The sequence below is a fragment of the Streptomyces sp. NPDC029159 genome, assembly GCF_055564055.1.
The window spans coordinates 634574-652409 of record NZ_JBVHWT010000002.1 but is presented as its reverse complement, the minus strand read 5'-3'; the positions used below and the strand labels follow the sequence as shown (position 1 = coordinate 652409).

Below are 17836 nucleotides of genomic sequence, written 5' to 3'. Positions count from 1 at the left end.
CAGGCTCCGGAGGAGTGAGCACCATGCAGTTCGGCCGTACCTACGAAGAGTTCACCGTCGGCGACGTCTACAAGCACTGGCCCGGCAAGACCGTCACCGAGTACGACGACCACCTCTTCTGCCTGCTGACGATGAACCACCATCCGCTGCACATGGACGCCCACTACGCCGAGGAGACCACCGACTTCGGCAAGAACGTCGTCGTCGGCAACTACGTCTACTCGCTGCTGCTCGGCATGTCGGTGCCGGACGTCTCCGGGAAGGCGCTGGCCAACCTGGAGGTCGAATCGCTGAGGCACGTGGCGCCGACGTTCCACGGCGACACGCTCTACGGCGAGACGACGGTGCTCGACAAGACGCCGTCGCGCTCCAAGTCGGACCGCGGCATCGTCCAGGTCGAGACGAAGGGCTACAACCAGGACGGCACGCTGGTCTGCGTCTTCCGGCGCAAGGTCATGGTGCCGACCGCGGAGTACATCGCACAGCGCGGCGGCGAGCAGCCCGGCCGCCCCGAGCTGAAGGCCCCGGCGGCCCGGAAGGAGAAGTAGACATGTCCCGTCTCGCACAGACCGAGGGCCTGACCGACATCCAGCGGGAGATCCTCGCCACCGTCCGCGACTTCGTGGACAAGGAGATCATCCCCGTCGCCACGGAGCTGGAGCACCGCGACGCATACCCCACCCGGATCGTCGAGGGCCTCAAGGAGCTGGGCGTCTTCGGGCTGATGATCCCCGAGGAGTACGGCGGTCTCGGCGAGTCCCTGCTCACCTACGCGCTGACGGTGGAGGAGATCGCCCGCGGCTGGATGAGCGTGTCGGGCATCATCAACACCCACTTCATCGTGGCGTACATGCTCAAGCAGCACGGCACGCAGGAACAGAAGGAGTACTTCCTGCCCAAGATGGCGACGGGCGAGATCCGCGCCGCCTTCTCGATGTCGGAGCCGGCGCTCGGCTCGGACGTCGCCGCGATCTCCTCCAAGGGCGTCCGTGACGCGGGGGGCGACTACCTCCTCAGCGGCCAGAAGATGTGGCTGACCAACGGCGGCTCGTCGACGCTGGTGGCGGTGCTCTGCCGGACCGACGAGGGCCACCCCGAGGGCACCGCCCCGCACAAGTCGATGACGACCTTCCTGGTGGAGAAGGAGGCCGGATTCGGCGAGGTCCGCCCCGGTCTGACCATTCCCGGCAAGATCGAGAAAATGGGGTACAAGGGGGTCGACACCACCGAGCTGATCATGGACGGCCTGCGGATCCCGGCCGACCGGGTGCTCGGCGGGCGGACCGGACGTGGCTTCTCTCACATGATGGACGGCGTCGAGGTCGGCCGGGTCAATGTCGCCGCGCGCGGCTGCGGTGTCGCCCGGCGCGCCTTCGAGCTGGGCATCGACTACGCACAGCAGCGTCACACCTTCGGCAAGCCGATCGCCCAGCATCAGGCCATCCAGTTCAAATTGGCAGAAATGGCGACAAAGGTCGAAGCAGCCCATGCGATGATGGTGAATGCTGCACGCAAAAAGGACTCGGGACAACGAAACGACCTTGAGGCGGGCATGGCGAAGTACCTGGCCTCCGAATACTGCAAGGAGGTGGTGGAGGACGCATTCCGCATCCACGGTGGCTACGGCTTCTCGAAGGAGTACGAGATCGAGCGCCTCTACCGCGAGGCCCCGATGCTGCTGATCGGTGAAGGTACCGCCGAGATCCAGAAAATGATCATCGGCCGGCGGCTACTGGAGGAGTACCGAATCCAGGGGTGAAATTCCCTTTTGCCCGCATTTCTTCTAGACGAAGATCACACCGCGTCATCCTTGTTCGGCCACGGATTGGCTCTGGCTCTTGGCCAGTTGCCGCCCGCAACCGATAGCATCCCCGGAAAGCCGCCGTCCCCCGTAACCACTACGCGGCATCCTCCGCTACGAAGGTCATCCATGCCCCACAGCCAATCCTCTGCACCACGCGGTCGCGTCCGCCTCGCGCGCGGAGCGTCGCCGTGGCTCCTCCCGACCGTGGCAACGGCAGCGGTCAGCCTGGCCCGCTCCCGTCGCTCGGGACGCTGGGCCGCCGTCGCCGTGCCCACCACCGCTCTCGCGGCGGGCATGCTGTGGTTCTTCCGCGACCCCGAGCGTGAGATCGCTCAGGGCCGCGTGATTTCCCCGGCCGACGGTGTGGTGCAGAGCATCATGCCGTGGAAGGACGGACGCACCCGCGTCGCGATCTTCATGAGCCCGCTGAACGTCCACGTCAACCGCGCGCCGCTGGCCGGCACCGTGACGTCCGTGGAGCACATCCCCGGCGGGTTCGTGCCGGCGTTCAACAAGGAGAGCGAGAACAACGAACGCGTCGTCTGGCATTTCGACACCGAGATCGGTGACGTCGAGATGATCCAGATCGCCGGTGCGGTGGCCCGCCGCATCGTGCCTTACGTGCCGCAGGGCACCAAGGTGGAGCAGGGCGAACGCATCGGTCTGATCCGCTTCGGCTCCCGCGTCGACGTCTACCTCCCGGAAGGCGTCGAGGCGGCGGTCGAGGTCGGCCAGGCCACCACCGCGGGGGTGACTCGTCTTGACCGTGATTGATTCCGAAACCCAGGCCGGCTGGTCTCCCGAGAACGAGGAGGAGGGTGACGTCGACATTCCGCTGTCCACGCGGCTGTCAATAGCGGACACCCTCACCCTCGGCAACGCCATCTGCGGCTTCATGGCCGTCTACTTCACGACCACCGGCGTCCTCATCCCGCATCTGACGGGCATGGACGACGGCGGCATGGCGCGGCACAGCGCGGCGATGGCCGTGATCCTGATGCTGCTGGCGTCGGTCTTCGACCTCTTCGACGGACTCGTGGCACGCAAGCTGCGGGCCTCCGCGATGGGCGCCGAGCTCGACAACCTCTCCGACCTGATCAGCTTCGGTCTGGCGCCCGCCTACTTCGTCGTCACCTGGGGCATGGTCGCGCAGGACGCGAACCAGCAGGTGTCGGTGGTGGCCGCGGTCGTGGTCCTGCTCGCCGTGGTGCTGCGGCTCGCGCGCTTCTCGTGCGTGCCGATGCGCGACGGGATGTTCCAGGGCATGCCCGGACCGTTCGGCGCGCTGACCGTCGTCGCCATCGTCCTGCTGGAGCTGCCGTTCCTGCCGACGCTGCTGGCGATCATCGGGGTGGCCTGGCTGATGGTGAGCCGGGTCGAGTACCCGAAGCCGCGTGGCCGCCTCGCCGTGGCGATGCTCAGCTGGATCGTGCTCAGCATGGGCATGCTCGCCGCCTGGGCGCTGGACGCCCCGGCCGGCCAGCGGCTGCTGCAGACCGGCTGCGCCCTGCAGATCGTCCTCGGCGCGATGATCCCGCTCTTCGCGACGGCCCGGCGGGTGAACACCTTCCGCGACAACCGCCGCGAGGCCCGCGCCGCGCAGCTGCCGTAACTGCGCATCCGTACATGAAGGAGCCCCGGGCGATCCGCCCGGGGCTTCTTCATGTGTGCGGCGCCCGCCTCAGCTCAGCAGCTCGCGGGCGAGCTGTTCCGCGGCGCGCTCCAGCAGCGGGCCCGCCTGGGCCATACAGCGCTCCGGGTCGCTCTCCAGGTCCGTGAGCGGATATGCCCGGCGGATCCCGGCGGCGGCCAGCGCCTCGGGGGTCAGCCGCAGCCGCCCACAGACCGCGGCGACCTCCAGACCGGCCGCGCGGGCCGCCGCGGCGACGCCGGCGGGCGCCTTGCCGTGCAGCGTCTGCTCGTCGAGCGAGCCCTCGCCGGTGATCACGAAGGTCGCCCCGGCCAGCGCGGGCGCGAAGCCCAGCACCTCCAGCATCACGTCGATCCCGGGCCGGAAGGTGGCGCCGAGACCGACCAGCGCGCCGTAGCCGATGCCCCCGGCCGCGCCCGCGCCGGGCGCCTGGGCGCACTCCCCGGCCCGGGCGCCGAGCGTCCGCTCCAGGACGGCGGCGTAGTGCGTAAGCGCCGCGTCCAGCTCCGCGACGTCGGCCGCGCTCGCGCCCTTCTGCGGACCGTAGACCGCGGGCGCGCCCTTGGGGCCGGTGAGCGGGTTGTCGACGTCGCTGGCGAGGACGATGTCCGTGGTGGTCAGCCGGGGGTCGAGGCCGGAGAGGTCGGCGGTGGCCAGGGAGCGCAGGGCGCCGCCACCGGGGCCGACCGGGGCGCCGTCCGCGTCGAGGAAGCGGGCGCCGAGCGCCGCCAGCATGCCCGCGCCGCCGTCGGTCGTGGCGCTGCCGCCGACGCCGAAGACGATCGAGGTGGCCCCGGCGTCGAGCGCCGCCCGCAGCAGCTCGCCGGTGCCGTACGTGGTCGCCGTCAGCGGTGCGAAGACGCCGGTCGGCAGCTGCTGGAGGCCGGACGCCTCGGCCATCTCGACGACCGCGGTGCCGTCCGCGCGCAGGGCGAAGGTCGCGGTGACCGGAGTGCCGGTGGGGCCGGTGACCTGCGCCTCGTGCCGGGCGAACCCGGCCGCCAGCGCGGCGGCGACCGTACCGTCCCCGCCGTCCGCGACCGGTACGGCCGTCACGTCGAGATCCGGGACGGCGCGGCGCAGGCCCGCCGTGACGTGCGCGGCGACCTCGACGGCCGTGAGGGAGCCCTTGAACTTGTCCGCGGCGATCAGCACCTGTGCCGCTGTCCTTGCTGCGTCCGCCATCGTGTTTCCCCTTGCTTTCGAACTGGCAGTCGCGCCGGAGCGACCCTATCCGGCGAAAGCCACCACGAACAGGGCTTCCTTCGGCGTCCGCGGCCCCGTACCAGGGGGCGTCTCTCCTATGCTCGCGGCCATGACGACGATGGATGAGGCGACCTATATCGCGAGCCTGCCGCGGGTGCTGTCCGGCGCCGGAACCGTCCTGCGGGACGCGGCGGGCCGGATCCTGCTGGTGGAGCCGGACTACCGGGACTGCTGGCTGCTGCCCGGCGGGACCGTCGAGTCGGACGCCGGGGAGTCCCCGCGGCAGGCCGCACACCGTGAGACGGCCGAGGAGATCGGCCTGGACGTCGAGGTCGGCGCCCTCCTCGCCGTCGACTGGGTCCGCAGCCCCGGCTGGCCGCCCGTGGTCTCGTACCTCTTCGACGGCGGCGTCCTCGACGACGCGGCACTCGCCTCGATCCGCCTCCAGGAGGGCGAACTGCTCTCCTGGCGCATGGCCCCGTGGGAGGAGGCCGCCCGGCTGCTCGATCCCCAGCTGGCACTGCGGGCCCGGGCCGCCCTCGATGCGCTGGAGCGGGGCACGGGGACGGTGGAGCTGGAGGACGGGCGGGTGCCGCGGAGGCGGGCGAGGGCCTGAGACCGGGGCGGACGGGGCCCGGCCCGCCGGCCGGGAAAACCCGTTGAGCACCTCTCCGGCCGACCGTACGGTGCCCGCATGGTGCGATCACCCCGGCCGGCGCCGCTCACGAGCGGCGGGCAGATCGTCGCCGAGCGCGCCCTGCCCGCCCCCGCCTGACGCCCGGCCTTCCCCTCCCCCGCCCTCGTAAGGAGCCACCATGGACAAGATCGCCGCGCGTCTCGCCGAGGTGCCGGGGGTCGTCGGGGTGATGCTCGGCGGGAGTCGGGCGCGAGGGGCGGAGCGGGCGGATTCCGACTGGGATCTGGGGGTGTACTACCGGGGCGAGGTGGACGTACCGGCCCTGGAGGTGCTGGCGGCGGAGGTCGCCGGTGGGCCCGTCGAGGTGTTCCCGCCGGGGGCGTGGGGTGCGTGGGTCAACGGCGGGGCGTGGTTGACGCCGGCCGGGGGCGGGGCGTCCGTGGACTGGATTCTGCGGGATGTGGACCGGGTGCGGCGGGTGTGGGAGGAGTGCCGCGCGGGGCGGTACGAGATCGGGGAACAGCTCGGGCATCCGCTCGGGTTCTGGTCGCCCGCGTATCCGGGTGAGGTCGCGCTGGGGCGCGTACTGGCCGATCCCTCCGGGGAGTTGGCGGAGCTGCGGCGCACGGTGCGGGAGTATCCGGAGGCGCTGCGGACGGCGCTGTGCGGGCGGGCCGTGGGGGACGCGGAGTTCTCGGTGGCGATGGCCGCGAAGGCGCCCGGGCGCGGGGATGTGCTGCATGCGTCGCTCTGTCTGTCGCGGGCGGTCGGCGCCCTCGTCCAGGCGCTCCACGCGCACCACCGGGTCTGGTGCCTCAACGAGAAGGGCGCCCTCGCGGCAGCCGCGGCGCTGCCCGGCACGCCGCCGGGGTTCGCCCGCGAGGCCGCCGCGCTGCTCGGCGGCCTCGGCACCGAGGAGGAACCGCTGCGCCGGTCGCTGGAGCGGGCGCGGGAGTTGGTGGCGCGGGTGCGGGAGGTCGTGGGCCGGTAGCGCCCACCTGCGTACCCGCCTCGGTCGGACGACCGGTGACCCGCGGGGCCGGGTCGCCGTGCCGGCGTCCATGGCGGCTTCCGGTCCAGGCGCCGGAAGGTGTGCGGACGAGGAACTTCGCGTGAAGACGGGGAAGTTGTGTCAGTGGCAGGGGGCACACTGAAAGCAAGCTGACATTGAGCCCAGGGGGTGCCATGGACATCAGGTTCGAGCTGATCGGTCCGGACAGCCGGCGGGAGCTGCGGTCGCTCTACACCTGGCTGTGCGACGACCGTTCGCTGCGCGGCCGGATTCCGATCGAGCCGGTGCGCGGAGCGGCCGGGCGGGGCGAGATGGGCGGCGATCTGGAGGCCGTGCTCGCGCTGGTGTCCACGCTCGCGACGCTGGCACAGCTGCCGTTCTCCTACGCCGCCTGGCGGGACGGGCGCAGACCCCGGTCCCAGGTCGACATCCACGTCGGGGGCGCCACGCCCGAGGAGCTGGAAGCGGTCCGGGAAGCCTTCCCGGACGCCTCGGTGCGGCCGGCCGCCGGGGACGGTCAAGAGCCGGGTACGGAGCAGGAGTCGGGAAGGTGACCGTCGACGCGACGACGGAGGGCACGGGCGCCGGGGACGCGCTCGGGATCGACCCCGCGCGCTCGGCCTGTGTCCTCATCGGCGTCGACCGGTACTCCGCACTCGAATCGCTGAGCAGCGTAGGGCACAACCTCACCGAACTGGCCGCCGCGCTGACCGACGAAGCGATCCTGGGGATCCCCGCGGAGCGGATCACGGTGGTGCGGAACCCGGAGTCCGCGGCCGCTCTCGTCGGCCCGATCCGCGAGGCCGCCCGGGTGGCCACCGACACCCTGATCGTCTACTACGCGGGGCACGGCCTGCTCGACCGCGCGGAGGAGGACCTCTATCTCACCCTCCCCGACTCCGTCGAGGACCAGCCCGAGACGGCCGTCAGCGACTCCTACGTCCGCCGCGCCATGCGCGATCACGGCTCCGCCGAGCGCCGGGTCCTCCTGCTGGACTGCTGCTACAGCGGCCGGGTGCTCAAGGGCGGCATGTCCGTCGCGGACCGTGGCGTACGGGCGTCGAGAAAGACGCTGAAGGGCGTGCGCGGCGCCTACGTGATGACCTCCACGTCGGCGGACCGCAAGTCGCACGCTCCCGACCCCCGCCGGTGTACGGCATTCACCGATGCCTTCGTGGGCGTACTGCGCGAGGGCGTGCCGGACGGGCCCGAGCTGCTGGGGCTGCACGCGATCTTCGAGGCGGTCCGGGACCGGATGGCCGAGCGCCGGTTACCGCAGCCGCAGGAGCCCCAGGACCGGGACGAGGGCGGGGTCGGCCTCCTGCCGTTCATCCGCAATCTGGCGGTGTTGCCGCCCCCGAGAGTCACAGAGCCGCCTGTTGCGCCACGCATGCGCATCCCGCGCCGCACGTTGGCGGCAGGCGCACTGGTCCTCGGCCTGCTGGCAGGACTCGCCGCGCCGCCCGTGTGGCGGTGGGTGCAGGAGCTCCACCCCCGTCCGCCGGGCGGCCCCTGCTCTCCGCGGGCCACCCTGCTGAGCTACTCCGACGCGCTCGACAAGCAGCAGCCGTCGGGTGAGACCCTCGGCGGCCTCTCCGCGCTCGCGCTCACCGGGCCCGGCCAGGCCCTGGCGCTGACGGACAATCAGACGAGCCGGGTCTACCCGCTGCGTCTCGGTGCACCGGAGCAGCTCCACCCCGAGGCCCTGACCGCCCGGACCCTGCGCACCCGGAGCGGCACCAAACCCTCCGAGTGGTTCGACGGCGAGGGCCTGGTCGTCGAGCGCGGCGGAAAGACGATCCTCGTCGCCTCGGAGTCCGGACCCACCATCCGCCGCTTCACCTTGGCCACCGGCACACAGGTCGGCCCCGACCTGCCCATTCCGCCCGACTTCCGGACCAGCCCACTGGGCCAGGGACAGGCCGGGCGGACGATCGAGTCGCTGACCGCCTCCCCGGACGGCAGGTATCTCTACGCCGCGATGGAGGGTGCGTTGGCCAAGGACGGTGACTCCCGCGGCCGCAACATGCTCCGCATCCAGCGCTACGTCGGCACCCCGGGCGGCGCCTACCGCCTCGACCGGCAGTACGCGTACCAGGCCAAGGAGGGCATGTACCTCGCCGAACTGGTCGCGTCCGCCGACGACCGGCTGCTCGCCCTGGAACGGCAGTACGTGGAGGGCATCGGCAACGCGATCCGGATCTACGACGTCCCCCTCAAGGGCGCCCAGCCCGTGGATACGCGCAAGGTGCTCTACGACCAGCCGGCCGATGTGTTCGTCGAGCACAGCCTGCTCTTCGACCTCGGACAGTGCCCTGCCGGTGACCCCGGCGTCGTCCCCACCCATGCGGGACGGATCGTCAATCCGCTGCTGGAGAACGTCGAGGGAATGGCCCTCGGCGCGCCGTGGACCACCGGCCCCCACAAGGGCCGACGTCCGCTGTACCTCGTCTCGGACGACAACACCAACAGTGAACAGACCACCCGCCTCTACGCGTTGAGCGTGCAGCTTCCCTGAGTTCGCCCGGACGCACCCCGGTCCGGGCCGGTCCTACGGGCTCGGCGCGGCCGGGTGTGCCCGGTACGGGTGCGGCCCCTGCGGGTGCGCCCCTCACCCCACCTCCGCCGCCGGGAAGAGCGCCCCGTCGCCGTCCTGCTCCGCGCTCTCGAACGCCAGCAGGCGGCGCTTGTTGTCGATGCCGCCGCCGTAGCCGGTGAGGCTGCCGTTGGCGCCGACGACGCGGTGGCAGGGGACGATGATGCTGACCGGATTGCGGCCGTTGGCGAGGCCGACGGCGCGGGCCGCGGAGGGCATGCCGAGGCGGTCGGCGAGCTGCCCGTAGGTCAGGGTCGTCCCGTACGGGATGGTGACCAGCTCGGCCCAGACGCGCCGTTGGAACGGGGTGCCGCCGAGGTCCAGCGGGAGGTCGAAGACCGTCAGCTCGCCGCGGAAGTAGGCGTTCAGCTGCGCGGCGGTGGCGGCGAAGGGCGGTTCGTCGGGGTCGGCGCGGCGGCCGAAGGTCTCCAGCGGCGGGCGGTGGCGGTGGTCGGTCATGTAGACGCCGCAGAGCGCGGGCCCGGTGGCGACGAGGGTGAGCGGGCCGACGGGCGTGGCGTCGAGGACGGTGTGGGCGCGGTCGGCGGGCGGCTCGGGGGCGGTTCCCGAGGGCGGGGACGTGGTCATGGCGTGCCGTCTCAGTCGGTCGGAGTGGGATGCAGGGTGCCGGAAAGTCGTTCGGAGTGGGGGTGCGGCGGGTGTGGGGCGGTCGGTCGGGGCGGTCGGTCGGGGCGGTCGGGTCCGTGAAGGTGAGGGGCGTGGGGAGCGGGCGCGGGCGCGTGTGTCAGTCGGCCGGGAGGACGTTGATCGGATGGTCCTCCGTCGCCCAGAGGTACTGGACGGCGTAGGCGCGCCAGGGGCTCCAGGCGGTGGCGTGGCGGATGAGGGCCGCGGGGGTGCCGGGCAGGCCGAGGGCGGTGGCGGCGCGGCGCAGGCCCAGGTCGGTGGGGGTGAAGGCGTCCGGGTCGCCCAGGGCGCGCATGGCGATGCATTCGACGGTCCAGGGGCCGATGCCGGGGAGGGCGGCGAGGCGGGCGCGGGCCTCGGCGCGGTCGCCGCCGGGGCCGAGGTGGAGAGCGCCGTCGGCGAGGGCGGCGATCAGCCCGGTGAGGGTGGTGCGGCGGGTGCGGGGCATCGCCAGCTGCTCCGGGTCGAGTCCGGCGAGCGCCTGCGGGGTCGGGAAGAGGTGGGTGAGGCCGCCCTCGGGGTCGTCGACCGGCTCGCCGTGGGCGAGGACCAGCCGTCCGGCGTGGGTGCGGGCGGCGGCGGTGGAGACCTGCTGGCCGAGGACGGCGCGGACGGCGAACTCGTCGGCGTCGGCGGTGCGCGGCACGCGTCGTCCCGGGGCCGCGTCGACCAGCGGGGCCAGCACCGGGTCGCGGCGCAGCTGCCCGTCGACCGCCTCCGGGTCGGCGTCCAGGTCGAGCATCCGGCGGCAGCGGGCGATGGCGCCGGTCAGGTCCCGCAGGTCGGTGAGGGAGAGGCGGCAGTCGATGTGGTCGGGGCGCGGGGTGAGCGCGGCGATGCCGTGGCCGTACGGGAGGCGGAGGGTGCGGCGGTAGGCGCCGTGGCGCCACTCCTCGACGCCGGGGACGGCGGTGGCCGCGAGGTGGCCGAAGAGGTTGTCGGGGCAGAGCGGGCGGCGGAACGGCAGCCGCAGGGTGAGGGTGCCGGGCCGTGCCGGACGCGGGCCGGGGGCGGCGCGTTTTCGCAGGTCACCGGGGGCGAGGGCGAAGACCTCGCGGACCGTTTCGTTGAAGGTGCGGATGCTGGCGAACCCGGCGGCGAACGCCACCTCGGCCATCGGCAGCGCGGTCGTCTCGATCAGCAGCCGGGCGGTCTGGGCGCGCTGGGCGCGGGCCAGGGCGAGCGGTCCGGCGCCGAGTTCGGCGAGGAGCTGGCGCTCGATCTGGCGGGTGCTGTACCCGAGGCGGGCGGCGAGTCCGGGGACGCCCTCGCGGTCGACGACGCCGTCGGCGATCAGCCGCATGGCACGGGCGGTGAGGTCGGCGCGTTCGTCCCACTGCGGGGAGCCGGGTGCGGCGTCGGGGCGGCACCGTTTGCAGGCGCGGAAACCGGCCTGCTGGGCCGCGGCGGCGCTCGGGTAGAAGCACATGTTCTGCGGTTTGGGCGGCACCGCGGGGCAGCTGGGCCGGCAGTAGATACGGGTGGTGAGCACGGCGGTGAAGAACCGGCCGTCGAAGCGGGCGTCCTTGGACTGCACGGCGCGCAGACAGCTCTCGGTGTCGGTGTGCATGTCTCCAGGATTGCCCGCCCGAAGGCGCGGCGCTGGCGGAAATCCGACATCGGCGTGCGGCTGCCGGGGCCGATGCCGAGCCCGGGTGGCGTCCGCCCCCGGCCGCCGGCGCCCGGTCACGCCCCGTCGGCCGCCGCGAACCGGTCGAGCGCGCCGATGACCACGTCCCGGGTCGCCGCGCTGCCCTTGTGCCCGGCGTCGTCGATGACCGTCAGCTCCGCGCCGGGCCAGGCGCGGGCCAGTTCCCAGGCGGTCTCCAGCGGCGTGCTGAGGTCGAGCCGTCCGTGGACGAGGACCCCGGGGATGCCCGCGAGGCGGCCCGCGTCGCGCAGCAGGGCGCCCTCCTCCAGCCAGGCACCGTGCGAGAAGTAGTGCGCGCAGAGCCGTACCAGCGCCTGCCGCGCCGCGGAGGGGCGGCCGCCGTACACATCGGGTGCGCCGTGCGGCTCCAGGGAGACCACCGTGTCCTCCCAGGCGCACCAGTGGGCCGCGGCCCGCTCCCGTACCGCCGGGGCGGGGTCGGCCATCAGCGCGGCGTACGCGGTGAGCAGGTCACCGTCGCGGTCGGCCGCCGGGACGCCCTCGCGGAACCGCTGCCACTGCTCGGGGAAGAAACGGCCGGCGCCGCGGTAGAGCCAGTCGGTCTCGCGGCGGCGGGTGGTGGTGACGCTCGGGATGACGATCTCCGAGACACGGTCCGGGTGCTGCTCGGCGTAGGCGAGGATCAGCGTGGAGCCCCAGGAGCCGCCGAAGAGCAGCCAGCGGTCGATGCCGAGATGGGTGCGGAGGCGTTCCATGTCGGCGACGAGATGCGCGGTGGTGTTGTGGCGCAGGTCGGTCGCCGGGTCGGCGACGTGCGGGGTGGAACGGCCGCAGCCGCGCTGGTCGAAGAGGACGGTGCGGTAGCGCGCCGGGTCGAAGTTGCGGCGGACGCGCTCGGTGCAGCCGGAGCCCGGTCCGCCGTGCACGACGAGGGCGGGCTTGCCCTGCGGGTTGCCGCAGACCTCCCAGTACACGAGGTTGCCGTCGCCGACGTCCAGCATGCCGTGGCCGTACGGTTCGATCGGCGGGTACAGCTCGGCCATGGTGTCCCTCTCGTGTTCGGTCGGTGCCCGGGCGGGCGGGTCAGGCGCCGGTGCCGCCGGGGCCCTTGTAGGCGGTGTAGGCGGTGCCCAGTTCGGTGACGTCCACCGAGGCGTGCACCACCGTGCCGGGCGGCACCGCGGCGGTGTGGCGGCGCAGCACGGTGAGTGCGGCGGCGCCCAGCGCCCGCTTGGCGCCCTCGGTGCGGCCCGGCAGTATCGCGAACTCCAGGTGGATCAGCGCCTGCCCGGGCTGGTCGTCGCCGACGACGGTCTCCTCGACGCGCTGGAAGCGGGTCCGGCAGCCGCCGACGGTGATGCCCTCGTCGGTCTCCGCGGCCGCCGCGTGCAGGTCCCGGGCGAAGGCCCGGCGGTCGAGGACGTCGTCCAGGGACGCGTCGTAGGAGACGAGGATCTGCGGCATGGGGAAACTCCTGATCGGGGTGCGGCCACGTAGACCCTGCCATATGGAGGCCGCGGGCCGGTACCACGGCGCCGGGTGGCGGGCCGGTGCCGGCCCGCGCCCACCGGCGCACGCCGCGGCCGGGGCGGCGGGCCCGGCGCCCGCCCGCCGCCGGTCCGGGCAGCCGCCGGGCCGCCCGGGCTCAGACCGCCGACCAGCCCCCGTCCACCGGCAGGACGGCGCCGTTGATGAACGAGGCGGCGTCGGAGGCGAGGAAGGTGATCGCGGCGGCCTGTTCCTCGGGGGTGCTGATGCGGCCGGTGACCGCGCCGATCAGCCGGCCGATCACCGCGGGGCCGTGGGCCTCGGGTGCCGCGTCGACGCGGATGCCGGTGGCGGTGGGGCCGGGCGCGACGGCGTTGGCGCGGATGCCCTGGTCGCGGTAGGTGACCGCGAGGCTCTTCACCAGCCCGGCCACGCCGTGCTTGGCGGCGGTGTAGGCGGCTCCGGCGGCGCCGCCGCGCAGCCCCGCCTCGGAGGCGGTGAAGACGATCGCGCCGCCACCGGCGGACAGCAGGTGCGGCAGTGCGGCGCGGGTCAGCAGGAAGGGGGCGGTGAGGTTGATGTGCAGGACCCGCTCCCACTCCGCGTCACCGGTCTCGCCGAGGGCGGACATCCGGTCCATGATCCCGGCGTTGTTGACCAGGACGTCCAGTCCGCCGAAGGCCGCGACGGCCCGGGCGACGACGGCGTCGACGACCTGCTGTTCGCCGAGGTCACCGGCGACCGCGAGGGCGGTGCCGCCGGCCTCCTCGATCGCACGGACGGTGGCCTCGACGCCCTCGCGGTCCAGGTCCGCGGCCAGGACCCGGTCCCCGTCCGCGGCGAACTTCAGGGCCGCGGCGCGGCCGATGCCGGAGGCGGCGCCGGTGACGACGACGGAGCGTCCGGCAGGCGTGGGGGTGGGCGTGGGGGTGCTCATGGGGTCTCCTCGTGATCAGCGGTGACATCGTCGGGCGCCGCGTCCCGCTCCGGCGCGCCACGGGCCGACAGCCGCAGCACCGTGCCCTCGCCGTTGGCGGCGAGGAGGAGCGAGCCGTCGGGGGCCGCGGCGAGCCCGGCGAACGGCGGGGCCACCCCGGGCATGCCGTGGGTGAAGAGTGCGGGGCGCTCCCGGGGCGCGGTGCCCGGCGGCGGGCCGACCGCCAGCCCCTCGGCCTCGACGCGCCGTTCGCCGGTGGTGAGCGAGAGCGCGGTCAGCCGCCGCGCGCCGGTCTCCACCACGAACAGCTCGTCGCCGTGGACGGCCAGCCCCTGCGGCGCGTCAAGGCCGTCCGCGACGACGGTGGCCCCGCCGTCGTCGAGCCGCAGCACCGCGCCGCGCCGCTCCTCGCTCACGTAGCAGCGGCCGTCCGCGTCGACCGCGACGTCCACGGGCCGCTCCAGCCCCTCAGCCAGCGCCGTGACGGTGTCGTCCGCGCCGAGGGCGAGGACCCGGCCCGCGCCCGTCTCGGCGACGAGCAGCCCGCCGCCGGGCCGCAGGCACAGCCCGGTCGGCTGCCGCAGCCCGCGCGCCCGGACCCGGGTGGTGCCGTCGGCCGGGTCGTACGTGGTGATCTCACCGTACTGGGAGGTGAGGTGGAGGAGGTCGCCGTCGGCGGCGATGCCGTGGGCGAACGGCCGCAGGACCTCGGTGGGGACGCCGTCGGGGGCACCGTCCACGGGCCCGGCCACCCGGTAGTGGTCGGCGGCGTGGACCGTGCCGGTGGGGGCGACGGTCACGCCGTAGGGGCCGTCGAGTCCGCGCGGGACGATCTCCCGGGTGCGGCCGTCGGGGTGGAGTTCGGTGATGCCGCCGCTGGCGTAGCTGGAGACGAACATCCGGTTCTCGGCGTCGAACGCGGCGTTGTCGAGGCCCGCGAGGCCGCTGGTGACGACCGTCCGGGAGCCCGTGCCGTGCAGGTCGATACGGGTGACGAGCCCCTCGACGCCCCGGGAGAGGACGGAGAGCACACCGCCGCGGTCGAAGCGGACCGCGACCGGTTCGTGCACCTCGTCGGCGACCATCTCCGGCGCCCCGCCGTCCGGCGCGATCCGCCAGACCTGGCCGGTGACCATGTGCGGGTAGTAGAGGTGGCCGTCCGGCCCGAGCTGCATGGCGTTGCCCAGCGCCAGGCCCTCGGTGAGGACCCGGGGTGTGCCGCCGTCGGGGAACAGTTCGAGGAGGCGGCCGTTCATCCGCATCTCGTTGACGAAGAGCCGGTCGCCGACGCAGGTGATGCCGTTGACCACGGCGACCTCGTCGGAGACGAGGCTGAACTCGCCCTGCGGGGTGCGGCGCCAGACCCGCCCGGGGACGAGGTCGGCGATGTACATCGAGCCGTCGGCGCCGAAGGCGAGGTCGTCGGGGGACTGCACCGGGCCGTCCATCGGGACGACGACCTCGACGTCCCCGGTGGCCGGGTCGACAGCACTGATCTGCCCGGCCAGGAACTGTGCGACGTACAGCCGTCCGTCGGGGCCGAAGGCGACGCCGTTCGAACCCCACAGCGGGTTGGGCAGGTTGAGCCGCCGCAGCCGGCGGCCGGTGGGGGACGACGGCTCGGCGGGGCCGTAGCGGCCGGGGCTCACCGGCCCTCCTCCTGCGGCTCCGCGCCGACCAGCACCTCGCGCATTCCGCCGCCCTCGCGCCAGGCGCGGAGCAGGGCGTGGAAGGCGACCGGTCCGTCGCCGAACGACTCGCTGCGCTCGCGGGGGCGGCCCTCGTTGTTGTAGTAGCCGGGGGTGCATTCGGCCTGGAAGGCGTAGAGGTCGGCGGCCTTCTCGCGGATGGTGGCGACCCAGGCGTCGGTCGCCTCGGCGGTCGGCTCGACGTAGCGGGCGCCGCTGCGGCGGGCCGCGGCGACGACCTCGGCGACATGGGTGGCCTGCTCGTCGAGGATGTGGGCGTAATTGACGGAGCTGGCGTTCTGCAGCGGCCCGAGCTGGAAGAGGTTGGGGAAGCCGGGGCTGTAGAAGCCGTGGAGCGTTCGGGGGCCGTGCCGGCGCCAGGTGTCGGTCAGCGTGACGCCGTCCCTGCCGTACACCGGCAGCCGTCCGGAGGTCAGTCCGGAGACGCCGACCTCGAAGCCGGTGCCGAAGATGAGGCAGTCGACCTCGTAGCTGCGGCCGCCGACCACGACGGCGTCCTCGGTGATCCGCTCCACGCCGTGGCTGTCGGCGGTGTCGACGAGGGTGACGTTCGGGCGGTTGAACGTCTGGAGGTAGCTGTCGCTGAAGGTGGGCCGCTTGCACATGTAGCGGTACCAGGGCTTGAGGAGCTCCGCGGTCGCCGGGTCGGTGACGACGGCGTCGACCCGGGCCCGGATCTCGTCCATCTTCCGGAAGTCGGCCAGCTCGTAGGCGCGTTCGCGCTCCTCGGGCGGGACGGCGGCGTAGCTGTCGCTGGGGATGAGTTTCTGCTGGAGGCGGGCGGTGCTGGTCCAGCCGTCGTCGACCAGGTCCTCGGCCACCTGACCGCCGGTGACGAGGGAGAGGAAGTTCTCCCGGCGACGCCGCTGCCAGCCGGGGGTCAGCGAGGCGGCCCACTCCGGGTCGGTGGGGCGGTTGCCGCGGACGTCGACCGAGGAGGGGGTGCGCTGGAAGACGTACAGCTCCCGGGCGTCGGCGCCGAGGTGGGGGACGCACTGGATGGCGGTGGCGCCGGTGCCGATCAGGGCGACGCGCTTGTCCGCGAGGCGGTGGAGGTTCCCGTCGGCGTCACCGCCGGTGTACGCGTAGTCCCAGCGGCTGGTGTGGAAGGTGTGGCCCCGGAACGTCTCGATGCCCGGTATGCCGGGGAGTTTCGCCTCGCTGAGGGTGCCGCTGGCGGTCACCACGTAGCGGGCGCGTATCCGGTCGCCGCGGTCGGTGGCGACGAGCCATTCGGCCGCCTCCTCGTCCCAGCGCAACTCGGTGATCTGCGTGCGGAAGCAGGCGTCGCGGTAGAGGTCGAAGGCGTCGCCGATCGCCCGGGCGTGCTGCCGGATCTCCTCGCCGGGCGCGTACCGCCACTTCGGGACGTAGTCCAGCTCCTCCAGCAGCGGCAGGTAGATGTACGACTCGATGTCGCAGTGGATGCCCGGGTAGCGGTTCCAGTACCAGGTGCCGCCGAAGTCGCCGCCCTTCTCGATCACCCGGATCGATTCCACGCCCGCCTGCCGCAGGCGCGCCCCCGCGAGCAGCCCGCCGAACCCGCCGCCGAGGATCACCACCTCGACGCGGTCCGCCAGCGGCTCCCGGGTGAACTCACCGTCGGCGTACGGGTCTTCGTCGTAGTAGCCGAACCGGCCGGTGACCTGCTGGTACTGCCCACGTCCCGCCGGCCGGACGCGGCGGTCCCGTTCGGCGCGGTAGCGGGCACGGAGGGCCTCCAGACCGTCGTCGACCTGCGGTCCGTCGGGCGGAACGGGGGTGCCTTGGGGGTAGGGCATGGGTGTTCCTCTTCCTCTCCGTGGTCCGTGCCGCGGCGCGGACGCGGTACGGACCGGGCGGCGGCAGGGAGTGGGGCGGTACGGGCGACACGGGCCGGGCGGAGCGCCCGGCGGCACGGCATGCGGGACACCACCGCCGATCCGCGGCGATGTGCATCACGCACACACTATGCATCATGCACACGATATGCACGACGCATAGCGCGTGAGAGGATGACAGACGGCCGGTTCTCCGCGGCGGGAGCCGGGAAAGTGACGGGATGTCACATGGCAGGAGTCAGGAAGCGACGGCAGGTATGAACAGACCGACAGACGCGATCGAGTACGAGCAGATGCTGCTCAGCCGCCACACGCTGAACCGGCGGGGCGGGCGCCGCCGCGGCGGCGAACTGGACCACAGCGTCTATCTCCTGCTCAGCCGCATCCGTGTCCAGGGGCCCATGTCGATCGGCGAACTGACCGACGCCTTCGGCCTCGACCCCTCCACCCTCAACCGGCAGACCGCCGCGGCCCTCCGCGCCGGCCATGTGGAACGTATCCCCGACCCCGACGGCGGTATGGCCCGCAAGTTCCGCCTCACCGACAAGGGCGCCCGCGCCCTCGACGAGGAACGCGCGGGAACGGTCCGCGCCCTGGACCACGTCATGGCCGACTGGTCGGACGAGGACCTCACCGCCTTCGCCGCCTATCTGCACCGCTTCAACGCCGACATCGAACGCTCGGGGGGACAGCCTTGGCCGCGGGGTGAGTGAGAG

17 protein-coding genes are annotated in these 17836 nt (G+C 73.2%); 9 read left to right on the top strand and 8 right to left on the bottom strand.

The annotated features are described in order from the left end of the window. The first annotated feature begins 23 nt into the window (after window positions 1-23). The 4 genes from ACZ4U4_RS06935 to pssA all read left to right on the top strand — a co-directional run bounded on the left by ACZ4U4_RS06935 (window position 24) and on the right by pssA (window position 3416). Window positions 24-548 (top strand): MaoC family dehydratase, encoded by a 525-nt coding sequence (locus ACZ4U4_RS06935; RefSeq protein ID WP_467869725.1) that lies wholly within the window; start codon window positions 24-26, stop codon window positions 546-548. Between the two features lie 2 nt (window positions 549-550). Next, complete coding sequence (locus ACZ4U4_RS06930; RefSeq protein ID WP_467869723.1) at window positions 551-1759, top strand: acyl-CoA dehydrogenase family protein; 1209 nt, start codon at window positions 551-553, stop codon at window positions 1757-1759. Window positions 1760-1930: 171 nt separating this feature from the next. Then, window positions 1931-2578, top strand: coding sequence for a phosphatidylserine decarboxylase (locus ACZ4U4_RS06925; protein ID WP_467869721.1), 648 nt, complete (start codon window positions 1931-1933; stop codon window positions 2576-2578). Further along, window positions 2565-3416, top strand: coding sequence for a CDP-diacylglycerol--serine O-phosphatidyltransferase (gene pssA, locus ACZ4U4_RS06920; protein ID WP_467869719.1), 852 nt, complete (start codon window positions 2565-2567; stop codon window positions 3414-3416). The genes ACZ4U4_RS06925 and pssA overlap by 14 nt, the downstream gene beginning before the upstream one ends. Window positions 3417-3485: 69 nt before the next feature. Here pssA and ACZ4U4_RS06915 read toward each other — a convergent pair whose 3' ends face one another. Further along, entirely contained in the window at window positions 3486-4640 is a 1155-nt protein-coding gene (locus tag ACZ4U4_RS06915; protein WP_467869717.1) for a glycerate kinase, read from the bottom strand. Window positions 4641-4770: 130 nt separating this feature from the next. Here ACZ4U4_RS06915 and ACZ4U4_RS06910 point away from each other — a divergent pair, with 130 nt between their 5' ends. The 4 genes from ACZ4U4_RS06910 (at window position 4771) to ACZ4U4_RS06895 (ending at window position 8828) form a co-directional block, all read left to right on the top strand. After that, window positions 4771-5277: an NUDIX domain-containing protein gene (locus tag ACZ4U4_RS06910; protein WP_467869715.1), complete on the top strand. Its 507-nt coding sequence runs from the start codon at window positions 4771-4773 to the stop codon at window positions 5275-5277. Between the two features lie 199 nt (window positions 5278-5476). Further along, entirely contained in the window at window positions 5477-6289 is an 813-nt protein-coding gene (locus ACZ4U4_RS06905) for a DUF4037 domain-containing protein (protein ID WP_467869713.1), read from the top strand. A gap of 194 nt (window positions 6290-6483) precedes the next feature. Beyond that, on the top strand, window positions 6484-6864 hold the full coding sequence (locus ACZ4U4_RS06900; protein ID WP_467869711.1) for an effector-associated constant component EACC1: 381 nt from the start codon (window positions 6484-6486) through the stop codon (window positions 6862-6864). Beyond that, window positions 6861-8828, top strand: coding sequence for a caspase, EACC1-associated type (locus tag ACZ4U4_RS06895; RefSeq protein ID WP_467869709.1), 1968 nt, complete (start codon window positions 6861-6863; stop codon window positions 8826-8828). The genes ACZ4U4_RS06900 and ACZ4U4_RS06895 overlap by 4 nt, the downstream gene beginning before the upstream one ends. Before the next feature lie 93 nt (window positions 8829-8921). Here the strand turns inward: ACZ4U4_RS06895 and ACZ4U4_RS06890 are convergent, their stop codons facing one another. The 7 genes from ACZ4U4_RS06890 to ACZ4U4_RS06860 all read right to left on the bottom strand — a co-directional run bounded on the left by ACZ4U4_RS06890 (window position 8922) and on the right by ACZ4U4_RS06860 (window position 17081). Next, window positions 8922-9494: a methylated-DNA--[protein]-cysteine S-methyltransferase gene (locus ACZ4U4_RS06890; RefSeq protein ID WP_467869707.1), complete on the bottom strand. Its 573-nt coding sequence runs from the start codon at window positions 9492-9494 to the stop codon at window positions 8922-8924. Between the two features lie 157 nt (window positions 9495-9651). Then, window positions 9652-11124: an AlkA N-terminal domain-containing protein gene (locus tag ACZ4U4_RS06885; protein WP_467869705.1), complete on the bottom strand. Its 1473-nt coding sequence runs from the start codon at window positions 11122-11124 to the stop codon at window positions 9652-9654. A 116-nt stretch (window positions 11125-11240) separates the two neighbouring features. Further along, entirely contained in the window at window positions 11241-12209 is a 969-nt protein-coding gene (gene pip / locus ACZ4U4_RS06880) for a prolyl aminopeptidase (protein WP_467869703.1), read from the bottom strand. 40 nt (window positions 12210-12249) lie between these two features. After that, a complete protein-coding gene (locus ACZ4U4_RS06875; protein ID WP_467869701.1) occupies window positions 12250-12630 on the bottom strand; it encodes a 5-carboxymethyl-2-hydroxymuconate Delta-isomerase in 381 nt (126 codons plus the stop codon). A gap of 181 nt (window positions 12631-12811) precedes the next feature. Further along, window positions 12812-13591 (bottom strand): SDR family NAD(P)-dependent oxidoreductase, encoded by a 780-nt coding sequence (locus tag ACZ4U4_RS06870; RefSeq protein WP_467869699.1) that lies wholly within the window; start codon window positions 13589-13591, stop codon window positions 12812-12814. Beyond that, window positions 13588-15240 carry an SMP-30/gluconolactonase/LRE family protein gene (locus tag ACZ4U4_RS06865; protein ID WP_467869697.1) on the bottom strand — a complete coding sequence of 551 codons (1653 nt, stop codon included), beginning with the start codon at window positions 15238-15240 and terminating at the stop codon, window positions 13588-13590. The genes ACZ4U4_RS06870 and ACZ4U4_RS06865 overlap by 4 nt, the downstream gene beginning before the upstream one ends. Continuing rightward, window positions 15237-17081, bottom strand: a complete 1845-nt coding sequence (locus ACZ4U4_RS06860; protein WP_467869695.1) for a flavin-containing monooxygenase — start codon at window positions 17079-17081, stop codon at window positions 15237-15239. Before ACZ4U4_RS06860 ends, ACZ4U4_RS06865 begins: the two co-directional genes overlap by 4 nt. Window positions 17082-17377: 296 nt before the next feature. On the opposite strand from ACZ4U4_RS06860, the gene ACZ4U4_RS06855 reads away from it, so the two are divergent. After that, a complete protein-coding gene (locus ACZ4U4_RS06855) occupies window positions 17378-17833 on the top strand; it encodes a MarR family winged helix-turn-helix transcriptional regulator (protein ID WP_467869693.1) in 456 nt (151 codons plus the stop codon). Window positions 17834-17836: the final 3 nt, after the last annotated feature.